We start from the raw sequence: 26594 nt of genomic DNA, 5'->3' as shown, positions 1-26594 counted from the left end.
CATCCCGGGTGGAGCGGCGTCCACCCGGGATGATCCAATATCGACCCGGTCAGGTCAGTTGACGACCCAGCCTTCGGCCTTGAAGGTCTTGGCGTTGGCGGCCTCGTCCTTGGCGACGAAATCGGCGAGTTCCTTGCCCTTCATGAAGCGGGCGGTCTGCGCCGTGCGGGCGACGAACTCGATCCATTCAGGGGTCTTGCTGACCTTCTCCATCACGTCGGCATAGAAGGTGACGGCATCGGCCGGAACCTCGGCCGGCAGCCAGACAGTGCGCGGCATCTGGAACGCCTCGAGCGGCAGGCCGGCCTCCTTGCAGGTCGGGATGTCCCCCCAGCCCTTGCCGTCATGGACCGGGTCGCTCTTGGCGAGACGCACCGGCGAGAAGACGCAGAGCGGCTTGACCTGGCCGGCCTTCCACTGGCCGATGTTCTCGTTCGGGTTGTTGGTGTTGGAATCGACATGGCCGCCGGCGAGCTGGGTCGCGGCCGCGCCACCGCCCTGGAAGGGCACGTAGATCCACTTGGCGCCGGTCGCCTCCTGGATCATCGCGGTCAACGTCTGGTCGGTATCCTTGGACTGGCTGCCAGCCATCTTCAGGCTGCCGGGCTTGGCCTTGGCCGCCTCGACATAGGCTTTGGCGTCATTATAGGGCGAATCGCCCTTCACCCAGATCAGGAACTCGTCGAGCGCCAGCGCGGCGACCGGGGTGAGGTCCGAGAACTTGTAGCCGAGCTTGGCGACATAAGGCAGCAGGTAGGCATTGTTGGTGCCGAAGATGACCTTGTGGGCGTCGCCCTTACCACCCTTGCCGTAGATGAAGGTTTCAGCGCCGCTGCCGCCGCCCTTGTTGAGCACCACGATCGGCTGCTCGACCAGCTTGTGCTTGGTGATGATCGACTGGATGACGCGGGCGAAATTGTCAGTGCCGCCGCCCGGCCCTGAGGCTACGACGAACTCGATCGGCTTGGTCGGCTGCCAGGCAGCGGCAGGAACCACCGCTGCGATAACGGAGGCGAGCGCGGCGCCGGCCGCGATGCAGAAACGTTTCATGCTGTCTCTCCCTTGATAGTCGTTGAAATGAAGCAGCTCTTTTCGGCCGCTGGGACGGGCGTTCAGGCGGCCTTGCGCGCCGCCTTGCCCTCTCCCGCCATCTTGATCGCGAGCGAAAGCGCGGCGCGGGTCGCGCCGAGATTGGCGATGCCCTTGCCGGCGATCTCGTAGGCCGTGCCATGGGCCGGCGTGCAGATCGGGAACGGGAAGCCGCCGATCAGCGTGACACCGCGATCGAAGCCCATCAGCTTCATCGCGATCTGGCCCTGGTCATGATACATGGTCAGCACCGCGTCGAAATCGCCGTTCTTGGCGCGCAGGAACACCGTGTCGGACGGGAACGGCCCCTCGACCACATAGCCCCTGGCCTTGGCGGCCTTCACCGCCGGCTCGATCGTATCGATCTCGTCGCGACCGAAATTGCCGCCATCGCCCGCATGCGGATTGATGCCGGCGACCGCGATGCGCGGCGGGTTGAAGCCAGCGGCGCGCAGGTTCTTCTCGGCAAGGTCGAGCGCCCGCAGGATGCGCTCCTGCGTGATGTTCTGGGCGACCTCGGAGAGCGGGATATGCGACGTGACGCGGGCGTTCCAGAGCTTCTCCAGCACGTTGAACTCGCTGGCCGGCCCCTCGAATTCGATCGCGTCGCGCACGAAACGGATCTCGTCGTCATAGCCCGGATAGGCGAAGCGCATCGCCGCCTTGTTGAAAGGGGTGAAGAACACCGCATCGGCCTTGCCGGACGCGGCGAGACGCAGCGCGCGGCGGAAATTGTCGGTCGCAGCCTTGCCGCCGGCGAGCGTCGCCTTGCCGCGCTGGAGGTCGGCCGGATCATGGTTCTTGAGATCGACGAAGACCGGCTTGCCGGCGTCGGCCGGCAGGGCATCGCCCTCGCCCACGACATGCAGGTCGGGAGTCAGCCCGGCATCGTCGGCGCCGAGCTGGAACAGGCGGTAGTCGCCGAAGACGACATAACGGGCAGCCTTGCTCAGATCGGGCTCGACCAGAATGCGGGCGGTGAGTTCGGGGCTGATGCCAGAGGGATCGCCCATCGCGACCGCGATCACCGGCAAGGAAGCCTGCGCCTTGATATCCATCTCGTCCTCCCGAGGCCGGCCACCGCCGGCTGCTTGGCCTCCGGCCTATCATGGGGGCCGTCGCGAAATCAAGTATGCTGTATGCAGCATAACATTCCTGCACTACTCTACCGCGAGTCCGGCAGCGGCTTCACCTGTCCACAGGTCTCGCTACGTCCGGCCGGGAGGTCGTCGTCGGAGCCGGGCTGCTCGCGTTGACAGCGCGAAAGCGCCATGCCGTACAGAAAGACAAAGGAGAGCCGCGATGACGAACGAGGCCGGCATGTCGAGCGACGCGCAGGATACCTATCCGCGCATCACCCGCCGCACCTTGCACGAAGAGGTGCTCGAACGACTGCGCGACATGATCATAGAGGGCAGGCTCGGCCCCGGGCAACGCATCAACGAAGGCGCCGTCGGGGCCCAGCTCGGCGTCTCGCGCACGCCCCTCCGCGAAGCCATCAAGACCTTGGCGAGCGAGGGACTGGTCGAGATCCAACCGGCCAAGGGCGCGATCGTCCGCAAGTTCTCGGCTGGTGACCTGCTGCAGATCCTCGAAGTGCTGAAGACGCTGGAACAGCTCGGCGGCCGGATGACCTGCGCGCAGGCGAGCGACGAGACCATCGCCGCGATCAAGGCACTGCACGACGAGATGATGGAGCTTTACCGGACCCGCAACCGGCTCGACTATTTCAAGCTCAACCAGGCGATCCACAGCGCCATCGTCGCCGCCTCCGGCAACGACGTGCTGGTCGAGATGCACGGCACCCTGCAGGCCAGGATCAAGCGGCTGCGTTTCATCGGCAATGAGGGCCCGGAGAAATGGGCCGGCGCCGTAGCCGAGCACGAGGAGATGATCGTGGCGCTGCTGAAGCGCGACGGCGAGGCGCTGGCGGCCGTGATCGGCAAGCACATGGACTCGACGCTGGTGCGCGTACGCGACGTGCTGTGAAAGGCGGGGTCGGCGCGGCTCCGCCGCTCAGTGGCCGCTGAAGACGAGCGTCTTGATTGGTAGCACCAGCGCCTGGATGCGCAGCAGCATGGCATGCACCACGCCGGTCGCGTCGACCGCGTGCAAGGCGATGCGCCGTAGCGTTCCGGTATCCTTGGCGGCGATGATGTCGTGGTTGTTGCTGTAGGCGTTGGCGATGCAGCTCGACCCCGGTGTCACCCCGTCGAGCCCGCCCGGATAGAGCGGCTCCATATAGGTCAGGATCGTTCCCGGACGCACCACCTGCTGGGCGTCGATCAATTGCTCGCCGCTGCGGACCTGGCCAGCGGCGATGAAGTCCTGCACGCCGGTCACCACCATCGGGATCACCGTCCAGGGTTTGGAGATGCAGGTGACCTCGGCGACCATGCCGACCTTCATCACCTGCGCCTCGATCTGGCCGAAACCGGCCTGCAGCCGCCCGCGGCCAGCCTCCTCCGGGATGATCGCCCCGGCCGGGCGCATGAACGGGTTGACGATGTCGCCGGGCCGCAGCGTGAACTGCTCGACATGGCCGTTGAAGCCGGCCCGCACCACGGTCTTGCCCAGCTCGACCTCGGCCTGCGCCAGCGCGGCCTGGGCGCTGGCGCGCTCGGCCGGAAGCAGGGTCGAGATCTTGGTCTGAGCGGCCGCCTGCGATGCCGTCGTCGAGGCCACCGTCGCCTCGCGGCCGGCGACGATGTTCTCGAGCTTCTCGATCTCGCGGGTCGCGACGATGTCGTCATTGCGCCGCTTCAGTTCGCGCTTGGTCTGCAACTCGTCGAGCGCCTGCTGCAGCGCGCTTTTCGCCTCCTGGATCTTGCCGTCGAAGGTGAGGATATCGGCCTTCGCGACCACCAGCGCCGCATCGACCTCGGCGAGCTTGCGCCGCGCCGTCTCGACCGCCGCCTGCTGGCTGGTGCTGTCGAGGGTGAAGATCGGCTCCCCCTGCGCGACCTTGCCGCTGACGCCGACATGGACCTGCGCGACCCGGCCATTGATCTCCGGAATGATCGGCACGCTGCGGAAGAACACGGTCGCCGATGTCGTCGAGGGGTGGTTGTAGAAGATCACCGTGATCAGCCCGACCGTGAGCATCACGCAGGTGACGATGCCCCAGCGCAGCTCGAACCAGACAGAATAAAGCGTGATCTCCTTGCCCAGCCGCCTGCCTTGGCCATAGCGGCGATAGAGGTAGTCCGGGACGATGGTGAAGAGGGCGCAGACGAGGAGTTCGAGCATCGGGGCCTCCTCAGTGCTGGCCAGCCGGCGCGGCCGCCACGACCGGCTGAGGCGCCGGCTTGTCGTCCGGAGAGGCAATCCCATGCTCCAGATCGGAAGCCGCCTCTCCGCCACGGCCGGGCGCGATGCCGGCGATCTTCTCGAGCGAGCCGGCCATGCGGCTGAACATGCCGGAGAAATCAGGGACGTCGATCAAGGCGAGCAGCAATCCGATCACCCAGAACAGATGCACATGCGTGAACAAGGCGAGCAGCCCGAGCACGGCGACGATCTCGAACTGGAGCTTGTGGGACTTGTGCGCGATGCGCTCAGGCAAAGTGTGCAGGCGCAGGAAGAGCAGGCCGACGCCGAGCACGGCAGCGAGCAGAATGATCGCCGCGACCACCATCAGGATATCCGTGCCACCCGGATCGGTGATGAACGACGGCAGCTGATGCGGCGCCGCCGGATGAACCTGGTCAGCCATCTCATCCCCCCGGATCGATAGACGACGTTGGGTCAGGTGACGATCAAATCGCGTCGGAGTCAATCAGCCTCGACCGGACTACGCCATCCTGTCTTGACAGGCCGGCGACCCTCACCTCCGCTTGTGGCAAGAAGCCGGCGAGGAACGGTCAGCCATGCTCACCCTGCGCCAGATCGAGGTGATCCGGGCGATCATGATCACCGGCACGATCGCCGGAGCGGCCAAGCTGCTCAACGTTTCCGCCCCCGGCATCAGCCGGCTGATGAAGCACACCGAGCGCTCGCTCAAGCTCAAGCTGTTCGAGCGCCGGCACGGCCGCTATGTGCCGACGCCGGAGGCCAAGGATATCTTCGAGCAGATCAACGGCGTCTACCGCAAGGTCGACGACCTCCACTCGATGCTGGCCCGGATCGAGCGCGGCGGCGATGTCGAGTTCAAGCTCGGCTCGGTGCCGAGCATCTGCCATGTCATGGTGCCGCGTGCGATCGAGCGCCTCAGGCGCAAGCATCCCGACCTGCGCATCGACATCAACATCCTGAAGATCGAGGAGGCGCTCGACTATCTCCTGCTCGGCAAGGGCGAGATCGTGGCGATGAGCTACAAGCTGGACCATCCCGGGCTGGATTTCATGCCATTGGCGATGGGCGAGCTACTCTGCATCGTGCCACAGAACCATCCGCTCGCCGGCTACAGCAGCATCTCGGCCCGCGAGATCGTCCAGCATCAGCTGATCGGCATCGACCCGAACGACCCCTATGGCCGGATCATGAGCGAGATCTTCCAGCGCCAGGGCCTCCATTACGAGATGGCGATCAAGGCGCGCTTCGGCACCACGGTCTGCTCGCTGGTGCGGGCGGGGCTCGGCATCGCCATCATCGACCAGTTCACCGTCGCCCACGGCTCAATGCAGGGCATCGCCACGATCCCGATCGAGGAACCGACCCGTTTCCAGACCTATGTCGCGATGAAAAACGACAAGGCGCTCTCGCTCTATGCCGAGACCTTCGTGAAATTGCTGCGCGAGGAGATGAACGCGGTCGTTTCGCCGCGGCTTGCCGCCGAAAGATAACATCAAGTTAGGCAGCAGCGACGAATTGGTTATCGCGTTACGGCCTCAAATCGGTTTAGCTGCAGGCTCATGCGCAAGCCCGCCGAGACGGGCCGTGACGGGGATGGAACACCGACCATGGTCATCGCCAGGAAGAGCAAGCGGGTGCTGCTCGGGCTGATCGGCTTCCCGATCGCGCATTCGGCGACGCCGACGACGCAGGAGGCCGCGGCACGGGCGGCCGGTATTGAGGCGCATTACCATCTGATCGAGGCCGCTGGCGCCGGACGCGAGGATCTCGCCGCCATGCTCGACGGTATCCGCCGGCTCGGCTTCTCCGGCATCAACGTCACCTATCCCTACAAGGAAGCGGTCGTGCCGCTGCTCGACGGGCTGTCCGAGCAGGCCGCCGCGATGGGCGCGGTCAACACGATCGTCGTCGATAACGGCCGCCTGATCGGCCACAACACCGACGCCTCGGGCTTCGCCACCGCCTATCGCCGGCTCGGCCGGCAGGATGGCAATAAGCCGGTCGCGATCATCGGCACCGGCGGCGTCGGCAAGGCGATCGCCTTCGCGCTCGCCGGCTGCGGCGTCACCCGGCTGCGGCTCTGCGACGTCGATCGCAGAAGGGCTGAAGCGCTGGCCGGGCTCCTCGGCACCCGCGCGAGCGTCGAGATCGCCGCAAGCGCCGAGGAAGCGGCCGAGGGCGCCGCCGGCATCGTCAACGGCACGCCGATCGGCATGCTGCCGGACCGCGGCATCCCGATCGAGCCCAGCGCGATCCATGCCTCGCAATGGGTGGCGGACGCGGTCTATCACCCGCTCTGGACACCGCTGCTGAAAGCGGCGCAAAAAGCCGGCGCAACGGTGATGACCGGGCGCGAGCTCGCGATTCACCAGGCGGTCGATGCCTTCCGGCTCTTCACTGGTCTGGAAGCATCGGAAGCCGTGATCGGCGCCGCCTTCGACTCCGTGACAGCGGCGGGCGAGACAACCGGGCACGCCGCCTGAGCAAGACGACCCGGGGCATCACCGGGCGGGGATTTGAGACACTAAGGATAAGTGGAGGGAACGAGCATGAAGAAGCACTGGATCATCGCTGCCGCGCTCGGCATGGCCGTCAGCCTGCCGGCCCTGGCGCAAGACAAGGTCAAGCTCGTCGACGTCGTCGAGCTCTCAGGCGCGGGCGCGACCGCCGGCACCAACTGGAAGAACGGCATCGACCTCGCCGTCGCCGACATCAACGCCAAGGGCGGCATCCTCGGCAAGCAGATCGAGATCGTCCACTACGACACGCAGACCAACCCGGGTAACACACGCGCCGCCGTGCAGCGCGCCATCGACGAGGGCACCTATGCCGTGCTCGGCCCGGTCTTCTCCGGCCCGATCGGCGCCTCCATGCAGATCGCCCAGCGCGCCGAGATCGCCCAGCTCGTCGGCGGCGAGGCGGCCGGCCTGACCAAGCAGGGCAACGAATACCTGTTCCGGACCTCGCTGAGCCAGACCGCGGCGATGCCGAAGATCGCCAAATACCTGAAGGACACGGTCAAGGCGGGCTCGGTCGCCGTCGTCTGGGTCAACAACGACTTCGGCAAGGGCGGCCGCGACGCGATCATCCCCGAGCTCGAGAAGGCCGGCATCAAGCTCGCCGCCGATATCGCCACCGAGCAGGGCCAGGCCGACTTCGCCGCCGACGCGATCAAGGTCAAGAACTCCAATGCCGATGCGATCTTCGTCTATCTGAACGAGGAGGAGAGCGCCCGCTTCCTGCGCGCCGCCAAGCAGCAGAGCATCACCAAGCCGATGGTCGGCGAGACCACCCTGCTCGGCGCCAAGGTGATCGAGCTCGCGGGCGACGCCGCCAACGGCGTCAAGGGCCATGTCGGCCTCTCGATCGACGCGCCGATCCCGGCCTTCCAGGAGTTCGGCAAGAAGTTCCAGGCCAAGTACAACTACGCCTCCGACCATAACGGCATGAAGGGCTACATGGCCGTCTACATGGTGAAGTGGGCGACCGAGAAGCAGAAGAAGTTCGACAAGAAGGGCGTCGCCGACACGCTGCGCGGCGCCACGATCAAGACCTCGGACGAGCCGGGCATCCTGATCGAGACCACGATCGAGAAGAACGGCGACCTCGACCGCGAGAGCTTCCTCGCCGAGGTCAAGGACGGCAAGCAGGTGATCACGGCGACGCTGCCGAAGATCAACCCGTAACAGGCGCGTCATTCTCGGGCGGCGCAGCGCGCCGACCCGGGAATCTCATCATCCCGAGATGGTCGGGCCCGGCTCGACCATGACGCTCAACGCACCGAGCGAGAAAAGCCATGGCCGAATTCCTCGCCTATCTCATCGCCGGCATCGCCACGGGCGCGATCTATGCGCTCGCCGCGATCGGCTTCACCCTGGTCTGGCAGACCTCGCAAACGATCAACTTCGCCCAGGGCGAATTCGTGATGCTGCCGGCAGTGCTGGTGCTGCTCGCGATCAAGCTGCTCGGCGCGCCGATCTGGCTGGGAGCGCTGATCGGTATCGCCGCCTTCATCCTGATCTTCGGCGTCGGCTTCAAGCTGACGATCGTCGATCCGATGATCCGGCACGGCGTCCTGCCGCTCGCCATCGCGACCATGGCGCTGTCGATCATCATGAAGGAAGGCGCCAAGGACGGTTTCTCCGCCGAAGCGCAGAAATTCCCCTCCTTCGTGCCGACCGAGACGATCTCGGTCTTCGGCGCGGCGATCTCGCTGCAGCACGTCGCGATCATCGCGGTCGCCTTCGGCGTCATCGGCCTGCTGCAATGGTTCGTCGGCGGCACGCGCCTCGGCCGCCAGATGCAGGCGACGGCGCAGAACCCGACGGTGGCACGCATCCTCGGCATCCCGGTCGAGCGCATGGTGCTGCTGACCTTCGTGATCAACGCGGCGCTCGCCGTCGTCGCCTCTGTGCTGATCTCGCCGATCTATCTGGCGAAATTCTCGAATGGCGAGGTGATCGGCCTGTTCGCCTTCATCGCGGCGATCGTCGGCGGCTTCAACCAGGTCCGCGGCGCCCTGGTCGGCGGGCTGATCGTCGGCATCGTCGACAGCATGGCCGCCGCCTACATCTCGACCTCCTATCGGCTGGCCGTGCCGCTGGTGCTCCTGGTCGTCGTCATCCTCGTCAAGCCGGAAGGCCTGATGGGCCGCAAAGAGGAGCGCCGGGTATGACCGCGCCCGCAACCCACAGCGCCGCCCCGGCGGCGCGCCGCCTGCCCCTCCCCGCCTTCGTCGACGGCACGCTGCTGACGCTCGTCACGGCCGCAGTCATCCTCTGGTTCGCCCCCTCCGGCATGGGCCGCTACGGCACCTATGTGCTCTCGCTCTGGCTGGTGATGAGCGTCGCCGTGATGGGCCTCAATCTGACGCTCGGCTATGCCGGCCTGAAGTCGCTGGCACAAGCGGCCTTCATGGGCATCGGCGCCTATGCGACGGCGCTGCTGACCAGCAAGGTCGGGCTGAACTGGTACGCTTCCTTCGCTGTCTCGGGCCTGCTGACCTTCGCAGTCGGGCTCGTGCTCGGCTTCCCGGCGCTGCGGGTCAAGGCGCATTACCTCGCCTTCGTGACACTCGCCTTCTCGACGCTGATCTGGCTCGTGCTGCGCAATGAGCAATGGCTGACCGGCGGCGTCTTCGGCCTCTCCAACATCCCGCGGCCGAGCTTCTTCGGCCTCAAGCTCGACGGGGCGCTCGCCTTCCATCGCTTCGTCGTTGTCGTCACCTTCCTACTCGCGGTCGTGCTCTGGTGGATGATCCGCTCGCCCTGGGGCCGGGCCTTCACCGCCCTGCGCGAAAACCCGATCCGTGCCGCGAGCCTGGGCATCGACACCCGCATGTACACGCTGCTCGCCTTCGCGATCGGCTCGGCCTATGCGGGCTTCGCCGGGGCGCTCTATGCGCCGCTGGTCGAGTTCATCGACCCCTCGCCCTTCTCGCTGTCGCAGAGCTTCTTTCTGCTGCTGATGGTGGTCGCCGGCGGCGCCGGCTACCTGCTCGGGCCATTCATCGGCGCGCTGCTCGGCGTCGTGCTGCCGGAATGGCTGCGCTTTGCCGGCTCGCTCTACCTGATCATCTTCGCGGCCATCGTCATGCTGCTGCTGATCGCCTGCCCGCAGGGCATGAGCGGTCTGCTGGAACGCGGCTGGGCCAAGCTCACCGGCAAGAAGGAGGGCGCACGATGACCGAGGTCCTCGAAGTCTCCAACCTGCACAAGGCCTTCGGCGGCATCAAGGCGGTGAACGGCGTCTCCTTCAAGGTCAATGAAGGCGAGATCCTCGGCATCATCGGCCCCAATGGCTGCGGCAAGTCGACCCTGTTCAACTGCATCCTCGGCCAGCTCGAGCCGACCGAGGGCGCGGTGAAACTCGACGGCCGGGACGTCACCAATATGCGCCCCTCCGAGCTCAACAGGCTCGGCGTCAGCCGCACCTTCCAGCTGCTGCAGGTCTTCCCCGAGCTCTCGGTACGCGAGAACTTGATCCTCGCCGGCCAGGAGCATGAAGGCACCATGTTTTCGCGCTTCTTCGGGGCGCGCGACGCCGGGCTCTCGGCCAAGGCCGAGCAGATGATCGGCTTCTTCAAGCTCGGGCATCTCGCCGATGCCAAGGCCGGCGGGCTCTCCTATGGCCAGCAGAAGCTGCTCGACGCCGCCATGGCCTTCATGGCCGGCCCCCGCCTCGTCCTGCTCGATGAGCCGGCCGGCGGCGTCAATCTGACCATGCTCGGCGATCTCAAGGAGCGCCTGCGCGCCATCAATGCCGAGCAGGGCGCGACCTTCGTGGTGATCGAGCACAACATGGATTTCGTGATGTCGCTGTGCTCGCGCGTCATCGTGCTGGCCGAAGGCAAGGTCCTCGCCGAGGGCACTCCGGCCGAGGTCCGCGCCAATCCGGCGGTCATCGAAGCCTATCTTGGGCATTGAGGAGCGATGCCATGACCACCCCCATCCTCGAACTCGACGGCGTGGTCGGCGGCTACGGCGCCATGACCATCCTCAACGGCACGACCTTCAAGGTGCCGCGTGCCGCGATCACGACCGTGATCGGCCCGAACGGCGCCGGTAAGTCGACCGTGTTCAAGGCGATCTTCGGCCTGCTCAAGGTGCGCGAGGGCCATATCCGGCTGGAAGGCCAGGAGATCACCAACTGGAACCAGCGCAAGCTGCTGGAGGCCGGCATCTGCTATGTGCCGCAGGGCCGCAACATCTTCCCCGAGCTCTCGGTGCGCCACAATATCGAGCTCGGCGCGGTCGCGGCGGGCAACCACATCACCGACATGCCCAGGCGGATCGAGGCGGCGCTCGACCGCTTCCCGTCGTTGCGGGCCAAGGCCGACGTCCAGGCCTCGACGCTCTCGGGCGGCCAGCAGAAGCAGCTCGAGATCGTGCGCGGCCTGCTGCTCGATCCCAAGCTCGTGCTGATCGACGAGCCCTCGATCGGCCTGTCGCCGATGATGGTGCAGGAGACCTTCGACATCCTGAAGGAGCTGCGCGCGAAGGGCGTCACCATCCTGATGATCGAGCAGAACGCCCGCTCGGCGCTGGAAATCTCCGACGAAGGCCTGGTGCTGGAGCTCGGCCAGACCCGCATGCAGGGCCCGGCAGCCAGCATCCTCGCCGACCCCCGCGTCGCCCAGCTCTTCCTCGGCGGAGCGATGACGGAAGCGGCCTGAGGACACCGACGCCTCTCCAGGCAGGTGCCGGCGAGCTGCTTCGCGATCGGCCCATGCCTCGCATGGGCACCGGTAGTGGCCATGGGTGCCCGGGGCCGCGCCCAGGCACCCATGGCCGCCGCACAGACTGAGCCTGGGGGAGGGTCAGCTCAGCCGCGCAGCATCTGCATCGCAGCGGGATAGTAGCGGAAGCCGTCGCCGGCCTTGGCGAGATTGCCGAAGCCCGGCCAGGCGAAGTGATAGGACATCACCGGCGTCTTCTGCTCGGCCAGCATGGTCAGCAGCTTCACCCGCGACTGCACCGACATCTTCGGGTCCCAGTCATAGGCGAATTCGACGCGCGGATTCTCGGTCAGCAGCACCGGGTGGTGGGTGAGATCGCCGAGGAAGACGAAGGATTTTCCGCCCGAAGAAACGTTGAAGATGGTGTGGCCGGGGCTGTGGCCGGGCGCCGAGATCGCGGTGATGCCCGGCAGGAACTCCTGCCCGTCCTTGAAGAAGACGATGCGGTCGCGCACCGGCCTCAAGTTTGCGCGAGCGTGGTCGCCGAACGCCTTGAACGGCGTGCCGAGGCGGGCGTCGTCGAGCCAGTAATCATGGTCGACCTGGCTGATATAGATCTGCGCATTGGGGAAGTTGGGCTTGCCCTCGGCCGAGCAGATGCCGCCGGTGTGGTCGATATGGGCGTGGCTGCAGACGATCGCGTCGATGGATGCCGGGTCGATGCCCGCTTCCTGCATGCTCTTCAGCAGCCGGCCCGTCGTCGGGCCGAAGGCCTTGGAGAAGCCCATGCCGGTATCGAACATCACCAGCCGGTCGCCGAAATTGACGATCGGGATGTTCTGCTCGAGCACGACATTGTCCTTGGCCAGGAAATTCGTCTCGAGCAGGCCGTAGACCTGCTCCTTCGGCAGGCCGAGGAAGCTGGAGCCGGGATCGCCGAGCGGCAACGGCCCGTCCGAGACCACCGTGACTTCGGCCTGGCCGAGCGGAAAGCGATAGTAATAGGGCACCTGGCTGTTCGCGAGCGGGGCCTTGGCGAAGGCGCCGCCAGGCAAGGCCGTACCGGCGGCAAGCGCGGCAGCGCCAGACAGGAAACCGCGGCGATCAAGGGAGGGAATGAGCAGCTTCGACATGGCGTTCCTCCGGGTGGAAAGGGAGCGGCGTCGGGCGCCGTCTTCTTCGCCGGGCGGCCCTGTGTCGTGTCAGGCCTTGCCGGAAGGGAAAGATGCACGTCTGCGGAGTGGACGGCCAATAAGGCTTCGCTCTAGTCTGCATAAGAGAAAGCTGCCGCCTCTCGCGGCGGCGGTGTGGCAGCATCATCGGGAGATCGGGCGGCGATGGATCTGCGCCAGTTGCGCTATTTCACGGCCATCGTCGAACAGGGCTCATTCTCCAAGGCGGCGCTCAAGCTGAGGGTGGCGCAGCCGGCGCTGAGCCAGCATCTGCGCCATATGGAGGACGAGCTCGGCGTCGCCCTGCTGCATCGCGGCACGCGCGGCGTGCAGCCGACCGAGGCGGGCGAGCGCCTGCTCGCCAAGGCCCGTACCATTCTCGCCGAATTCGCCGAACTGCGCGACAGCGTGCGCGGCGAGCAGGCGGCGCCGGCCGGCGAGGTCCGCATCGGCCTGCCCGGCACGGTCAGCGAGCAATTCAGCGTGCCGCTGATCGAGGCAACGCAGGAGCGCTTTCCGGATGTGCGCATCCGCGTCGCCGAGGCGATGAGTGGTTTCGTGCTCGACTGGCTGCGCAAGGGCGAGGTCGACCTCGCAGTGATCTACTCGACCTCCGACCCGAAGGGGCTCGGCATCCACCATGTCCTGACCGAGGAGCTCTGCCTGTTCGGCGTACCCGCCCTGACCGCGCTGAAGACCGCGCCCGGCAAGGCGGTGACATTGAGCGAAGCCGCCGGGCTCGACCTGATCCTGCCCGGGCCAGGCCACGGCCTGCGCGACCAGATCGACGAGGCCGCGGCCGGCATCAACGCCACCGTCCACGCCGCGGTCGAGATCGAATCCTATACGCAGATCAAGCGCCTGGCCGAGCGCGGCCTCGGCTACAGCATCCTGCCGCGCATGGCCGTCAGGGCGCAGGAGAAGGCTGGCATCTTCCGGACATGGCCGCTGGAAGAGCCGTCGCTCTATCGCAAGGTCTACCTCGCCTATTCGACCGAACGGCCGATGACGGCCGCCGCCCGCGCCATCGGCCAGCTCTCCTGGGAGATCCTGCGCGGCCTCGTCGCCGACGAGCGCTGGACCGCGACGCTCGGAGACGAGACCGATCCGCCCGCCTTATACGGCTGATCGGGATTTCGTCTTTGACAGGCGGCGCGGCGAGCCGAACACTCCCGGGCAAATCAGCTCACGAGGACACGCCTTGAAGACCCGCGCCGCCGTGCTGCACGCCAGCCCCGTCACCGCGCCCTATGCGCAGTCGAAGCCGCTCCGGATCGAGGAGGTCGAGCTCGCTCCGCCCGGCATGGGCGAGGTGCTGGTCAGGGTCCGCGCCGCGGGCCTGTGCCATTCCGACCTCTCGGTGATCGACGGCAACCGGCCGCGCCCGGTGCCGATGGTGCTCGGCCATGAGGCCGCCGGCGAGGTCGAGGAGGTCGGTCCCGGCGTCACCGACCTCAAGAAGGGCGACCGCGTCGTCATGGTGTTTGTGCCTTCCTGCGGCCATTGCGCGCCGTGCAGCGAGGGGCGCCCTGCCCTGTGCGAGCCGGGCAACGCCGCCAATGGCGTCGGCGAGTTGATGGCCGGTGGGCGCCGGCTCTCGCAGAACGGCAAGCCGGTGCACCACCATGTCGGCGTCTCCGCCTTCGCCGAGCACACGGTGATGTCGCGTCATTCCCTGGTGAAGATCGAGGCCGACATTCCCCATGAAATCGCAGCGCTGTTCGGCTGCGCCGTGTTGACCGGCGTCGGCGCCGCGGTGAACACCGCCAAGGTCCGCGCCGGCGAAACGGCCGCAGTGGTCGGGCTCGGCGGCGTCGGCCTCTCCGCTTTGCTTGGCGCCGTCGCCTGCGGCGCCTCGCGCGTCATCGCCGTGGATCTCTCGGACGAAAAGCTGAAGATCGCCCGCGAGCTCGGCGCGACCGACACGTTCAATGCCAGCGCGCCCGATGTGGTCGAGGCGATCCGGGCCGCCACCAAGGGTGGCGTCGACCACGGCCTCGAAATGGCCGGCTCGGTGAAGGCGCTGGAGCTCGCCTACCAGATCACGCGGCGCGGCGGCACGACGACAACCGCCGGTCTCGCCAATCCCGCCCATACGATGTCCCTGGCGCCGGTCCGCCTCGTCGGCGAGGAGCGGACGTTGAAGGGCTCCTATGTCGGCTCCTGCATCCCGGTGCGCGACATTCCCCGCTTCATCGACCTCTACCAGCGCGGCCGGATGCCAGTCGACAAGCTCTGGACCAGCTCAAGCCCGCTCGAAGGGATCAACGAAGGCTTCGACGCGCTGAACGAGGGTCGGACGATCCGGCACGTCATCCAGATGTGAAACGTCTTTCCGGGGCGCCGCGAAGCGGCGAGCCCGGAACCCAGAACCGATGCCGGCTCCGGAAGAAGCTGGCCAACTCCAGTATTATCAAGAACCCTCATCGGTTCTGGGCTCCGGGCTCAGGCCTGCGGCCTGCCCCGAAATGACGGCGCGTGGCGCCAGCGCTGCCGCAAGCGCCGCCACCAGCATCAGCGCGACTGCAAGCCCGGCCAGCGCTGAAAAGCCGGCTTTGGCGTAGAGCGGCCCAAAGCCCATCGTCCCCACGAAAAGCGCAAGATAGGTGACGCCGCTGTTGAGGCCCATGATCGCGCCGCGGCGGCCGGGATCGAGTGCCGCGAGCCGGAGGATCAGCACGTTCAGCGCGGCATGGTTAGCCATGCCCCAGCAGAAGACGACGGCGAGCAGCGCCGGATAAGAGGCCGAGGCGACCGTCATCGCCAGATAGACACAGCCGACCAGCGCGAAGAACAGCGGCAGCAGGCGGGCCGGTCCGAGGCGATCGATCCAGCGATCGAGAAAGGTCGTCGCGCCGAAGCCGAGGCCATAGCACAGGGCAAGCAGGCCGCCAGCGCTGACCGGCAAGCCGAGCCCGCGATGGAGATGGTCGCCGACATAGCCGTAGACGCCGTAGAACGAGGCCATGAAGGCGGCACAGGCGAGCAGCAGCGGCGCGATACCGGGTACACGGAGGGCCGAAAGCGGCGACGGCGCAGCGCGTCCGGTCGAGCTGCCGCCAGCCGTCAGCTTCGTCGTCCCGGCCATGGCAGCCAGCCCAGCCACGACGACGACGGCGTAGACCATGCGCCAGCCCATCACATCGGCGATCACCGCCGAGAGCGAGACGCCGGCGACCATGCTGAGCGTCCAGCCGAAGAGGACGATGCCGAGCGTGTCGCTCTCGCGGCCGGGAGGCGCGGCCAGCGCGGCCAGCGTGTAGATCGCCGGCAATGCGAGGCCGGCGGCAAGCCCGGCCAGCAATTGCGCTCCGACGAAAGCCGGCAGAACTGGCGCCGCCCCGCTCGCGGCGAGAGCGCCAAGAAAGGCCAGCAACGCATAGCGTAGCACCCGGCCCGCGCCGAAGCGGTCAATCAACCCGGCGAGCAGCAGAGCGCTCGCCGCCGTGCCGATGCCGAAGGCGGCCGAGGCGGTCATCACGGTCGGCACGCTGCTGGCGAAGCTCTCCGCGACACGCGGTGCGATCGGCCCCAGTGCCAGCGAATTGGCGCCGACGAGGCCGATGCACAGGCAGAGCGCATAGGCCGCGGCGGGAATGCCGGGCGTATCCGAAGCAATTTGATTTCTATTCGTCATTTCGACAGAATGTCCGAATGAAATTCTGTTTCAACCGGAGATCGACGAATGCTTGAAAAAACAGATGGCGTTCGGCGCAGCCGCGGGTCCGAGCGGGAACTCGATGCGATGGACCGAAAGCTGTTAGGCGTCCTGGTCGAGGATGCGACGATCAGCTACGCCGATCTCGGCGAGCGGGTCGGCCTGTCGCCACCGGCAGCGCATGAGCGGGTGAAGCGGCTGCGGCGCTCGGGCGCGATCAAGCGGGTCGCGGCGCTGATCGAGCCGGAGGCGACCGGCAAGACGCTGCTCGCCTTCGTCCACGTCGACACCACCGGCTGGGGCAAGACCACGACCCTCCTCGCAATCGAGGCGCATCCCGAGGTCGAGGAGATCCATTCGGTCGCGGGCGACACCTGCATGATGCTCAAGGTCCGCACCGAAAGCACGCATGCGCTCGAAGGCCTGCTGGCGAAGATCTACGACGTGCCCGGGGTCACCGCGACACGCAGCTATGTCGTGCTCTCGACCTATCTGGAGCGGCCAGTCCAGCCCGGCATCACCGGCGAATGGCCGGGGCGAGTGAAGGATCCTCGGCTGCCGGCCCCAGCCGGTGCGGGCTGAACCTCAACCGTATATGGCGGAGGTATCCGCCGGCTTCGCGGCGAACGGCGCCTTGAGGTGATGCAACCGCAGCGGCTGGTGCAGGACATAGCCGCCCTTCTCGTGCTCCGACAGCGCCTCGAAGCGGGCGATCAGCTTGCCTTGCGCCGCCTGGGCCCGCTCCTCGCGCGACGGGTCGATCGCTACGGCGCGCGCCATGAAGGCGGCGGCATCGGGAAAAGCCTCGATCCGGTCGTACTCGATCTGCCTGATCTCGCTGACGATGCCGCGGCGCCTCGCCCTGACGATCGCATCCTGTGCCGCCTGCCGGATCTCGGTCTCGTCCTCGATCAGCCGCAGCGTATCGAAGAACGATCCTTCCGAGAGCGATTCGACGACGATGACGCTGCCACCCTTGCCGACGACGCGGGCGGCCTCTTCCAGCGCCAGCAACATATCGGGAATGGGGACATGGTGCAGGCTGTTGAGGAAGATCGCGGCGTGCACGCTGCCGTCGCCCCAAGGGAGAAGCTGGGCGCAGCCGTGCTTCAGCGCAGCCTTCGGTACGAGCGCCTGTGCGGCTTCAAGCATGGCCTCATCGGGATCGAGCCCGGACACGCTGGCGCCACGTTCAGCCAGCGCCTGCAGCAGGTTGCCCCGACCGCAGCCGATGTCGAGGATGCGCCGGCCCTGCAGCGGCGCCAGCAACTTCTCCAGGATATCAACGGTATCGCCAGCCGGCCGCATGCCCATGACAAATGAATGCTTGCGCCCGCAGAGGGGCGCAAGACCTGTTCTCCTGCGATCCCAAGCTACTCCTTACGGGTGAACAACCTGGCCGCGACCCACTCGTTCCATGTTACCCGTGCTTGTGCACGATCGTCTTGGCGACGGCGAACTCCTCCAGCGCCATGAAGCCCTTCTCGCGGCCATGGCCGCTCTTGCCGGTGCCACCGAAGGGCAGCTCGATGCCGCCGCCGGCGCCATAGCCGTTGATGAAGACTTGCCCGGCCCGGACGCGCTTGGCGACGCGCTGCTGGCGGCCGCCGTTGTTTGTCCAGACGCCGGCGACGAGGCCATAGGGGGTGGAATTGGCTAGCTTCACCGCATCCTCCTCGTCGTCGAAGGAGAAGGCGGCGAGCACCGGCCCGAACACCTCTTCCTGCTCCAGCCGGTTGCCGCGTGGCACCTGGCCGAACAGGGTCGGCGTCACGTAGAAGCCGCCATTCGGCACGCCCTGCGCGATCGCGCCCTCGGCGAGGACCGGGATGCCCTGCTCGCGGGCCTGGTCGACAAAGCTCTGCACCCGGCCGCGCTGCTTGGCGTTGATCACCGGGCCGCAATCGAGGTCCATCTCGGGCGTGCCAGCGCGCAGCTTGGAGAACTGCTTGGCGACGGCGCCGACGAAGTCGTCATAGACGGTCTTCTGCACCAGCACACGGCTGCCGGCCGAGCAGGTCTGCCCGGTGTTCTGGACGATCGCCTTGCAGACGATCGGCACGGCGGCATCGAAATCGGCATCGTCGAAGACGATCTGGGGCGACTTGCCGCCGAGCTCCAGCGTGCAGGTGATGAAATTGTCGGCGCAGGCCTTCTGAATGATCTGGCCGACCTGGGGCGAGCCGGTGAAGGAGATGAAGCCGACGCCGGGATTGCGGCAGAGCGCTTCGCCCGCCTCATGGCCGCGGCCGGTGACGATGTTGATCGCGCCGTCCGGGAAACCGACCTCGGTGGCGAGCTCGGCGAGGCGCAGAGCTGTCTGGCAGGCATCCTCGGCGGGTTTCAGCACCACGGCATTGCCCATGGCGAGCGAGGCGGTCAGCGAGCGGCCGAACATCTGGGCCGGATAGTTCCAGGGCAGAATATGGCCGGTGACGCCATAGGGCTCGTGCACGACGCTGACATTGTAGCCGTTGAGGAACGGGATGATGTGGCCATGCACTTTGTCGGCGGCGCCGCCATAGAACTCGAAATAGCGGACGGTCGCCTCGATATCGGCGCGCGCCTGCGCCATCGGCTTGCCGGTGTCCTGAGCCTCGATCCGCGCCAGCTCGTCGAAATGGTCCTGGACCTTGAGCGCGAGCTTCGAGATCAGCCGGCCGCGCTCAGCCGCCGTCAGCCTGCCCCAGGCGCCCTCATAGGCGGCGCGAGCGGCCCGCACGGCGTCGTCGATATCCTCGGCGTTGCCGCAGGCGATGCGGGTGAACTCCTCGCCGGTCGCCGGGGCGAGCACCGCCATGGTCTCGCCGGTGCGGCCGGCGACGTGCCGGCCGTTGATGAAGTGCTGGGTCATGATGGTCTCCGTCTACGGCGATGCCGTCTCGTCTTGTCTCAATGCAGCCCGGCGGCGGCGAGCGAGCTCTGCGCCAGCACGGTCTCGCTGACCTCGCCGCGCTCGATCGCATAGGCCCGGCCTGCGAAGTTGCGCAGCAGACTGGGGTTGGATTCGGTGATCAGCAAGGCGATGTCGGGATGGCTGTCGCGCAAGGCGCGCAGGGCAGCGGCATAGCGGTTGGCCAGCACAGGGGCGAGGCCCTGGAAAGGCTCGTCGAGCAGGATGACGCGGCTGCCGACCATCAGCGCCCGGGCGAGCGCCGCCATCTTGCCCTGCCCGCCGGAGAGACCGGCGGCGGGACGCTGGCGCAGATCGGCGAGTTCTGGCAGCACCGCATAGATGCGCTCCAGCCTTCGCGCGATCTCGGCCTCGCCGAGCTTCATCACCTCGGCCGGCAGGCGGATGTTCTCCTCGATGGTGAAGGTCGAGAACAGCCGGCGATCCTCCGGCGCGTAGCCGATGCCGAGGCGCGGCCGCTCATGCGCCTTCACCCCGTCGAGCGGCTTGCCGTCGAAGCTGATGGCGCCGCCGGTCACCGTCATGAAGCCCATGATGGCGCGCAGCAGGCTGGTCTTGCCGGCGCCGTTGCGGCCGATGAGGGCGACGGTCGCGCCCTCCTCCAGCGACAGCGTGGCCCGGCGCAGTACCTGCACGCCTTCGATCTGCGCCGAGAGCTCCCTGATCTCCAGCATCTCAGACCCCCACCCCGATCACGGTCTCGCGCACCTCTGGATGGCTGAGGATCTCCTCCGGCGTGCCCTGATGGGCGATGCGCCCGCCGGTCCAGACCGCGACGCGGTTGGCGTAGCGGGCGACCACGTCCATGTCGTGCTCGACGAAGACCGCCGTGGTGGCGCGGGCGTCGAGCACGCGGGTCAGCGTGTCCATCACCTGGAATTTCTCGGTCGAGGACACCCCACTGGTCGGCTCATCCATGAAGATCAGCTTCGGTTCGAGCGCGAGCGCGACGGCAATGTCGATCAGCTTGCGCATGCCCTCCGGCAATTCGCGGACGATACGGTTGCCGGTCTCCTTCAGACCGACCAGATCGAGCAGCGCCCACATCTCCTCGGCTTTCGGATGGCGCTGCATGGCGAGGAAAGGCGACCACGAGCCTTCGCGGGCCGAGAGTGCCAGCAGCAGGTTCTCGATCACGGTGTTGTCGAGGAAGAGCTGCGGGATCTGGAAGGAGCGGCCGATGCCGAGGCGGGTGATCGCCTGCGGCGAGAGGCGTGTCACATCCTGCCCGTTGAAGACCACTCGCCCGGATTGCGGCTTGAGATAGCCGGTGCAGAGATTGATGAAGGTGGTCTTGCCGGCGCCGTTCGGGCCGATGATGGCGATGCGCTCGTTCGCCGCCACCTTGAGCGAGGCGCCGTTCGCCGCCTGCACGCCGCCGAAGCGCAGATGGAGGTCATCAGCCTCGAGGATGACGCCGCTCATCGCCCGCCCTCCTCGCGCTGCGGCTTGCCGCCCTTGCCCGCGACGATGCCGTAGAGGCCCGCCGGCGCGAAGAAGATGATGATCAGCAGCATGACGCCAAGCACGGCATGCCAAGTCTCGGGCGCATAGACGGCGGCATAGCCGCGGATGATCTGGAACATCAACGCCCCGAGGAAAGGCCCGGCGACGCCGCCGATGCCGCCGAGGATCGCGATGAAGACGAACTCGCCCGAGCGCACCCAATAGGCCAGCTCCGGCGTGACGTGGCCGGAGACCAGCGCGATGATCGCCCCGCCCAAGCCCGCCAGCAGGCCGGAGAGCAGATAGGCGCCGTAGAGCACCTTGCGCGGGGAGACGCCGAGATATTCGAGCCGCGTCTCGTTCGACTTGATCGCCTCCAGCGCCTTGCCGCCGGGCGAGAGCAGGTAACGCGCGACGAAGAGCGCCGCGACGATGCAGAGCACGAGCGTGACATAGAAGGTCGCGAGCTCGAACTGCTCGCGGCCGAACTCGATGCCGGCGAAGGTGGGCCGCGGCACGCGCTTGCCGTCGGCGCCGCCGGTGATCGGGAAGAGCTTCTCCAGCAGCGAAAAGAACACCATGGAGATGGCGAGGTTGAGCATACCGAAGAAGATCGCGCGGTAGCGCACGACGAAGAGGCCGACGATCGCCGCGAGCAGGCCCGATGCCGCCATGCCGACCGGGATCAGGATCAGCGCCTCGTGGCCGATCTTGGCAGCCGCCAGGAAGGCGACGGCATAGGCGCTGAACGAGAAGAACAGTCCGTGGCCGAAGGAGACCTGGCCGGCGCGCAGCAGCACCATGATGCCGAGCGCCGCGAGCCCCTCGCAGAGCGCGACGGTGAGGATCACCGTCGACCAGGGCGAGAACAGCGGGAAGACCGCGAGCGCCGCGACCAGCGCGAGGCCGAAGACGAACTGGCGCGCCATCACACCTTCCTCGTCTGCACGGTCGAGAACAGGCCCTGAGGACGGACCAGCAGCACGAGCATCATGATCAGGTAGGGGATCAGCACGTCGAATTCCGGCGCGAAATAGACTGCAGCCGAGCGCCCGAGGCCGATCAGCAGCGCCGCCACCGCCGCGCCCTCGATCCGGCCGAGGCCGGCGGTCGCGGCCACCGCGAAAGAGAGGACGAGCGTGCCGGCGCCGATGCCGGGGGTGAGCGATGTCGTCGCCGAGGCGAGCGCGCCGCCAAGCGCTGCCAGCGAAGCGCCGATGATGAAGGTGATCAGGTAGACCCGCGCCGCATCGATGCCCATCGCGGTCGCAGCCTCGCGGTCCTGCGTCACCGCGACGATGGCGCGGCCGAAGCTGGTACGGCGCAGAAAGAAGCGCAGTCCGAGCAGGACCACAGCTGCGACCAGCGGCATCAGGATGAGCTGGTAGGTGGTGTAGAAGATGCCGAAGACCTCCACCGTGCCGAGCCAGTTCATCGGGGCGTTGGCGAAATAGGGCTGCACGCCGAAGACGACCTTCTGCGCGTCCTCCAGGATCATGAAGACGGCGAAGGTGACGATGAGCTGCAGCACCTCCTCCTTGCCATAGACCCGGCGCAGCAGGGCGATCTCAACGAGGCCGCCGACCAGGATGCCGACCAGCGCGGCGGCAAGCAGCAGAGCCGGAAAGGCGAGCCAGGTCGGCAGGCCGGCGGCACCGAGGGCAAGCACGGCCGCCGCCGCAACATAGGCGCCGATCGCATAGAACGAGCCATGGGCGACATTGACGATGCCGAGCACGCCGAAGATCAGCGACAGCCCGACCGCGACCAGGAAGATCAGCGAGCCATAGGCCAGGCCGTCAAGCGCGGCGAGGAGAAGCATTTCAGGAGGCATACGACCCGTTCTTCAGATTCTGATTCAAGTGCTTGAGGCTTTGATTCAAGCCGGCCCCGTCATTCCGGCCGCAGCGAAGCGGAGCGCCGGAATCCATCGTAGGGAACAGTGCTCTACGATGGATTCCGGAGCGGCGCGGCTAAAGCCGCTTGTCCGGAATGACGGGCGTCGTGGCGGCATTTATTTCGCGTAGTCGAAGGTCTCGATCGACTTGTCGGTGACGAGGTCGGGCTTCACCTTGGCGAACCAGTCGAGCGACTTCTCGCCGAGCGGCGTGGTCACCAGCTTGCCGGGATAGAGCGCCATCTTGTCGTAGACCGCGAAGGGGAATTCCGGCACCCGCTTGGTCGTGCCGAGCAGCTGATCCTCCAGCCCCTGATGATCCGCGCGGATGGTGATCGTGCCGGTCAGCGACTTGAACTCCAGCCCCTCGAAGGCGACGATGACCGCTTCCTTGCTCGGCCATTTGCCGCCGGCGCCCGCCTTCTCATAGGCCTTCACCAGGCCGGTCAGGGCCTGCTGCATGTGGAAGGTCGGATAGATCGGATAGACGCCGGTCTTGTCCTTGTACGCCTTGACGAAGGACTGCATCTCCGGCGTGTCCTTGTGCTTGGGATGCCGCCAGTAATGGTCGCCGCGGCTGCCTACGATCACGCCTTCCGGCAGGACATTACCGAGCCGCTCCAGCGAGCTTTCGGCCAGCGGCAGCACGAAGGTCGACTGCTTCAAGAGGCCGCGCGCCGCCGCCTGCTGGACGAAGGTGTCGAGATCGCCGCCCCAGGAGGTCGAGATCACCACATCGGGCCGCAGCGCCGAGAGCCGCGTGATCTCGGTCGAGAAATCAGGCGCGCCGAATTTCGGGAAGAGCTCGGCGACGACCTTGACGTCGGGCTTCAGCGCCTTGAGGCCGGCCTGCAGCAGGGCCCAGGATTCACGGCCCCAGGCGTAGTCCTGGTTGACCACCGCGACCGATTTGAAGTCGGGCTTCACCTTCATCAGGTAGAGCAGCGTCGCCATCATCTCGGCGCCGGCATGGGCCTGGGTGCGGACGGAGTATTTCCACTTGCCGTCCTCGAAGATGGTCTGCGTGCCGCAATCCCACATCACGTTGACGACCTTGAGGTCCTCCGCGACCGGGGCGAGCGCGTTGCAGGAACCGGACGAGATCGCGCCCAGCATCACCTGCGCGCCCTGCTCCTGCACGACGCGGCGATATTCGGAGAGGAGCTGGTTGGTGCCGGCGCCTTCGTCGACATAGACCGGTTTCAGCGGCACGCCGAGCACGCCGCCCTTGGCGTTGATCTCCGCGATCAAGAGGTCGGCAGCATTGCGGCCGGGCACGCCGAACACCGAGGCCGGCCCAGACAGGAAGGTGGCGATGCCGACCACCAGTTCCTTCGGCTTGTCCTGCGCCCAAGCCGAGCCTGCGAGCAGCGTACTAGCCAGCGCGGCCAGCGCCAGTTTCATCGTCTTCATGAGCATCCTCCCTGAACCTCGCATGACATCGGGCGCTCTTCAGCGGCGCCTCGTCCGGCGAAAAGGGGCGCATAGAGCCAGCACTCGGACAAGAAGGATAAAGCGATGAAGGCCATAGGGTTTTTCTATGGAGCGGGCGCTATGGCCGCCATCGCGAAACGCTATTTGACTTCATCGGGCCGACGACGATCTCTCGCGCGGAACGGAAGGCGCGCGACTGACTGATGACCAATGCTCTCGATGGAATCCTGGTGGTGGCGCTGGAGCAGGCGGTGGCCGCTCCCATGGCGAGCTGCCGGCTCGCCGATGCCGGCGCCCGCGTCATCAAGCTGGAGCGCGAGGAAGGCGATTTCTCGCGCGGTTATGACGACTATGCCGGAGGGCTGTCCTCCTATTTCGTCTGGATCAACCGCGGCAAGGAATCCTGCCGGGTCGATCTCAAGGATCCGAAGGACCTCACTCTGGTCGAGGCGATGCTGGCCGAGGCCGATGTCTTCATCCAGAACTTCGCGCCCGGCGCCACCGACCGGCTCGGCATCGGCAGCGAGGCGCTGCGCCAGCGCCATCCGAAACTGATCACCTGCGACATCTCCGGCTATGCGCCCGGCACGCCGCATTACACCAAGAAGGCCTATGACCTCTTGATCCAGGCGGAAGCCGGCCTTGCCGCCGTCACCGGCAGCCCCGACTCCGGCCCGACGCGGATCGGCATCTCGATCGCCGACATCGCCACCGGCAACGCCGCCTATGCCGCGATCCTGGAGGCGCTGATCCGGCGTGGTCGTACCGGCGAGGGCTCGCGCATCCAGCTCTCGCTGTTCGACACCATCGCCGACCTGATGAACGTGCCCTATCTGACCCGGCGCTATGGCGGGATCGAGCCGCCACGGCTCGGCCTCGCCCACCCTTCCATCGCGCCCTATGGCGTCTTCCGCCTCGCCGATGCCGAGGTGCTGATCTCGATCCAGAGCGAGCGCGAATGGCAGATCCTGGCCCGCGATGTACTGGGCAATGGCGACCTCCTGGAAGACCCGCGCTTCGCCAATAATGTGCTGCGCGTGCGCAACCGCCCTGCCCTCGACGCCGCGATACAGGCGACTCTCGCTACCCGTAGCTTTGCCGAGACGGCAGCCGGGCTCGATGCGGCCCGCATCGCCTATGGCACGGTCTCGACCATGTCCGATCTGATCAACCACCCGGCCGCGACCGCCCTGCCTGTTCCGACTCCGAACGGCCCGATCGAGGTGCTGGCGCCGCCGGTGCTGGTCGATGGCCAGCGCGTGCCGATGCGGGCGCCGCCCGGCCTCGGCGAGCATGACGAACCACTGCGCCGCGAATTCGCGGCCAAGGCAGCGCGGTCAGCCTGAGATGAGCATGACGACACCCAACGACCATTCCGACATCCGCGAGGCGGTCGCGAAGCTGTGCGCGGATTATCCCGGCGAGTACTGGCGCAAGCTCGACCGCGAGATGGCCTATCCCAGCGAATTCGTCACGGCGCTGACGCAGAGCGGCTTCCTCTCGGCGCTGATCCCGGAGGAGTATGGCGGCGCCGGGCTCACGCTCTCGGCTGCAGCAGCGATCATGGAGGAGATCCAGCGCCAGGGCTGCAATGGCGGCGCCTGCCATGCCCAGATGTATGTGATGGGGACGGTGCTACGCCATGGCAGCGCCGACCAGAAGCAGCGCTATCTGCCGAAGATCGCTTCGGGCGAATTGCGCTTGCAGGCCTTCGGCGTCACCGAGCCGACCAGTGGCACCGACACCACTGCCTTGCGTACCACTGCTAGGCGCGAGGGCGACCACTACATCGTCAACGGCCAGAAGATCTGGACCAGCCGGGCGGCGCAATCCGACCTGATGCTGCTGCTCGCCCGCACCACGCCGCGCGATCAGGTGCAAAAGCGCACCGACGGGCTCTCGGTCTTCATCCTCGACATGCGCGAGGCACATCAGGCCGGTCTCACCATCCGGCCGATCCGGACGATGATGAACCACGCCACCACCGAGGTCTTCTTCGACAATGTGAAGGTGCCGGCGGCAAACCTCGTCGGCGAGGAGGGCAAGGGCTTTCGCTACATCCTCTCAGGGATGAACGCCGAGCGCATCCTGATCGCGGCCGAATGCGTCGGCGACGCCAAATGGTTCATCGACAAGGCGTCGGGCTATGCCAAGGACCGCCAGGTCTTCGGCCGGCCGATCGGCCAGAACCAGGGCATCCAGTTCCCGATCGCCAGGGCCTACGCCAATATGCGCGCCGCCGAACTGATGGTGCGCGAGGCGATCCGCCTCTACGAGGCCGGCGCCAATCCCGGCGCCGAGGCCAACATGGCCAAGTTGCTGGCGGCGGACGCCTCCTTCGAGGCCGCCAATGCCTGCATCCAGACGCATGGCGGCTTCGGCTTCGCCGAGGAATACGACATCGAGCGCAAGTTCAGGGAGACCCGGCTCTACCAGGTCGCACCGATCTCGACCAACCTGATCCTGTCCTATCTCGCCGAGCATGTGCTCGGCATGCCGAGAAGCTATTGAGC

The 26594-nt window shown here is 66.7% G+C and carries 26 protein-coding genes; 13 read left to right on the top strand and 13 right to left on the bottom strand.

All coding sequences use genetic code 11. From position 1 onward, the window contains the following. Positions 1-54 precede the first annotated feature (54 nt). Both VGV58_RS08090 and VGV58_RS08085 read right to left on the bottom strand, forming a co-directional pair. Entirely contained in the window at positions 55-1050 is a 996-nt protein-coding gene (locus VGV58_RS08090; RefSeq protein WP_326873454.1) for a Bug family tripartite tricarboxylate transporter substrate binding protein, read from the bottom strand. 62 nt (positions 1051-1112) lie between these two features. Then, entirely contained in the window at positions 1113-2147 is a 1035-nt protein-coding gene (locus VGV58_RS08085; RefSeq protein ID WP_326873453.1) for a 4-hydroxythreonine-4-phosphate dehydrogenase PdxA, read from the bottom strand. A 244-nt stretch (positions 2148-2391) separates the two neighbouring features. Between VGV58_RS08085 and VGV58_RS08080 the strand changes: the two genes are divergently transcribed. Beyond that, entirely contained in the window at positions 2392-3078 is a 687-nt protein-coding gene (locus VGV58_RS08080; RefSeq protein ID WP_326873452.1) for a GntR family transcriptional regulator, read from the top strand. 27 nt (positions 3079-3105) lie between these two features. Here VGV58_RS08080 and VGV58_RS08075 read toward each other — a convergent pair whose 3' ends face one another. Further along, entirely contained in the window at positions 3106-4338 is a 1233-nt protein-coding gene (locus VGV58_RS08075) for an HlyD family secretion protein (RefSeq protein ID WP_326873451.1), read from the bottom strand. 10 nt (positions 4339-4348) lie between these two features. Continuing rightward, entirely contained in the window at positions 4349-4804 is a 456-nt protein-coding gene (locus VGV58_RS08070) for a hypothetical protein (protein ID WP_326873450.1), read from the bottom strand. Positions 4805-4958: 154 nt separating this feature from the next. Here VGV58_RS08070 and VGV58_RS08065 point away from each other — a divergent pair, with 154 nt between their 5' ends. From VGV58_RS08065 to VGV58_RS08035, 7 genes are all read left to right on the top strand, one after another. Beyond that, positions 4959-5873, top strand: a complete 915-nt coding sequence (locus tag VGV58_RS08065) for a LysR family transcriptional regulator (protein ID WP_326873449.1) — start codon at positions 4959-4961, stop codon at positions 5871-5873. A gap of 117 nt (positions 5874-5990) precedes the next feature. Further along, complete coding sequence (locus VGV58_RS08060) at positions 5991-6866, top strand: shikimate dehydrogenase (RefSeq protein WP_326873448.1); 876 nt, start codon at positions 5991-5993, stop codon at positions 6864-6866. 66 nt (positions 6867-6932) lie between these two features. Beyond that, entirely contained in the window at positions 6933-8069 is a 1137-nt protein-coding gene (locus VGV58_RS08055; protein ID WP_326873447.1) for an ABC transporter substrate-binding protein, read from the top strand. Between the two features lie 110 nt (positions 8070-8179). Further along, entirely contained in the window at positions 8180-9058 is an 879-nt protein-coding gene (locus tag VGV58_RS08050) for a branched-chain amino acid ABC transporter permease (protein ID WP_326873446.1), read from the top strand. Then, positions 9055-10068 (top strand): branched-chain amino acid ABC transporter permease, encoded by a 1014-nt coding sequence (locus tag VGV58_RS08045; protein WP_326873445.1) that lies wholly within the window; start codon positions 9055-9057, stop codon positions 10066-10068. Before VGV58_RS08050 ends, VGV58_RS08045 begins: the two co-directional genes overlap by 4 nt. After that, entirely contained in the window at positions 10065-10808 is a 744-nt protein-coding gene (locus tag VGV58_RS08040; RefSeq protein WP_326873444.1) for an ABC transporter ATP-binding protein, read from the top strand. The genes VGV58_RS08045 and VGV58_RS08040 overlap by 4 nt, the downstream gene beginning before the upstream one ends. A gap of 11 nt (positions 10809-10819) precedes the next feature. Beyond that, positions 10820-11557: an ABC transporter ATP-binding protein gene (locus tag VGV58_RS08035; protein WP_326873443.1), complete on the top strand. Its 738-nt coding sequence runs from the start codon at positions 10820-10822 to the stop codon at positions 11555-11557. Positions 11558-11706: 149 nt separating this feature from the next. On the opposite strand, the gene VGV58_RS08030 is transcribed toward VGV58_RS08035, so the two are convergent. Then, positions 11707-12693, bottom strand: a complete 987-nt coding sequence (locus VGV58_RS08030; protein WP_326873442.1) for an MBL fold metallo-hydrolase — start codon at positions 12691-12693, stop codon at positions 11707-11709. 204 nt (positions 12694-12897) lie between these two features. Here VGV58_RS08030 and VGV58_RS08025 point away from each other — a divergent pair, with 204 nt between their 5' ends. Continuing rightward, positions 12898-13860 (top strand): LysR family transcriptional regulator, encoded by a 963-nt coding sequence (locus VGV58_RS08025; RefSeq protein ID WP_326873441.1) that lies wholly within the window; start codon positions 12898-12900, stop codon positions 13858-13860. A 73-nt stretch (positions 13861-13933) separates the two neighbouring features. Continuing rightward, a complete protein-coding gene (locus VGV58_RS08020; RefSeq protein WP_326873440.1) occupies positions 13934-15058 on the top strand; it encodes a zinc-dependent alcohol dehydrogenase family protein in 1125 nt (374 codons plus the stop codon). An 87-nt stretch (positions 15059-15145) separates the two neighbouring features. Here the strand turns inward: VGV58_RS08020 and VGV58_RS08015 are convergent, their stop codons facing one another. Next, a complete protein-coding gene (locus tag VGV58_RS08015) occupies positions 15146-16369 on the bottom strand; it encodes an MFS transporter (protein WP_326873439.1) in 1224 nt (407 codons plus the stop codon). Positions 16370-16417: 48 nt separating this feature from the next. On the opposite strand from VGV58_RS08015, the gene VGV58_RS08010 reads away from it, so the two are divergent. Then, positions 16418-16972: an Lrp/AsnC family transcriptional regulator gene (locus VGV58_RS08010; RefSeq protein WP_326873438.1), complete on the top strand. Its 555-nt coding sequence runs from the start codon at positions 16418-16420 to the stop codon at positions 16970-16972. 3 nt (positions 16973-16975) lie between these two features. On the opposite strand, the gene VGV58_RS08005 is transcribed toward VGV58_RS08010, so the two are convergent. From VGV58_RS08005 to VGV58_RS07975, 7 genes are all read right to left on the bottom strand, one after another. After that, entirely contained in the window at positions 16976-17704 is a 729-nt protein-coding gene (locus VGV58_RS08005) for a class I SAM-dependent methyltransferase (protein WP_326873437.1), read from the bottom strand. 106 nt (positions 17705-17810) lie between these two features. Continuing rightward, positions 17811-19244 (bottom strand): aldehyde dehydrogenase family protein, encoded by a 1434-nt coding sequence (locus VGV58_RS08000; RefSeq protein WP_326873436.1) that lies wholly within the window; start codon positions 19242-19244, stop codon positions 17811-17813. Positions 19245-19282: 38 nt separating this feature from the next. Further along, complete coding sequence (locus VGV58_RS07995; RefSeq protein WP_326873435.1) at positions 19283-19978, bottom strand: ABC transporter ATP-binding protein; 696 nt, start codon at positions 19976-19978, stop codon at positions 19283-19285. Position 19979: 1 nt separating this feature from the next. Further along, positions 19980-20729, bottom strand: coding sequence for an ABC transporter ATP-binding protein (locus VGV58_RS07990; protein ID WP_326873434.1), 750 nt, complete (start codon positions 20727-20729; stop codon positions 19980-19982). Beyond that, on the bottom strand, positions 20726-21679 hold the full coding sequence (locus VGV58_RS07985) for a branched-chain amino acid ABC transporter permease (protein WP_326873433.1): 954 nt from the start codon (positions 21677-21679) through the stop codon (positions 20726-20728). The genes VGV58_RS07990 and VGV58_RS07985 overlap by 4 nt, the downstream gene beginning before the upstream one ends. After that, a complete protein-coding gene (locus VGV58_RS07980) occupies positions 21679-22572 on the bottom strand; it encodes a branched-chain amino acid ABC transporter permease (protein WP_326873432.1) in 894 nt (297 codons plus the stop codon). The genes VGV58_RS07985 and VGV58_RS07980 overlap by 1 nt, the downstream gene beginning before the upstream one ends. 192 nt (positions 22573-22764) lie before the next feature. Further along, positions 22765-24060 carry an ABC transporter substrate-binding protein gene (locus VGV58_RS07975; protein WP_326873431.1) on the bottom strand — a complete coding sequence of 432 codons (1296 nt, stop codon included), beginning with the start codon at positions 24058-24060 and terminating at the stop codon, positions 22765-22767. Positions 24061-24284: 224 nt separating this feature from the next. Between VGV58_RS07975 and VGV58_RS07970 the strand changes: the two genes are divergently transcribed. Together VGV58_RS07970 and VGV58_RS07965 are read left to right on the top strand one after the other, a co-directional pair. After that, complete coding sequence (locus tag VGV58_RS07970; protein WP_326873430.1) at positions 24285-25427, top strand: CaiB/BaiF CoA transferase family protein; 1143 nt, start codon at positions 24285-24287, stop codon at positions 25425-25427. A gap of 7 nt (positions 25428-25434) precedes the next feature. Continuing rightward, the gene (locus tag VGV58_RS07965) at positions 25435-26592 is read left to right on the top strand and encodes an acyl-CoA dehydrogenase family protein (RefSeq protein WP_326873429.1); all 1158 of its coding nucleotides are present in this window, start codon (positions 25435-25437) and stop codon (positions 26590-26592) included. Positions 26593-26594: the final 2 nt, after the last annotated feature.

This window comes from Allobosea sp. (assembly GCF_035944895.1).
Classification (GTDB): Bacteria; Pseudomonadota; Alphaproteobacteria; order Rhizobiales; family Beijerinckiaceae; genus Allobosea.
Note: the sequence above shows the minus strand (reverse complement) of the source record. Positions and strands in the feature narration are given on the sequence as shown.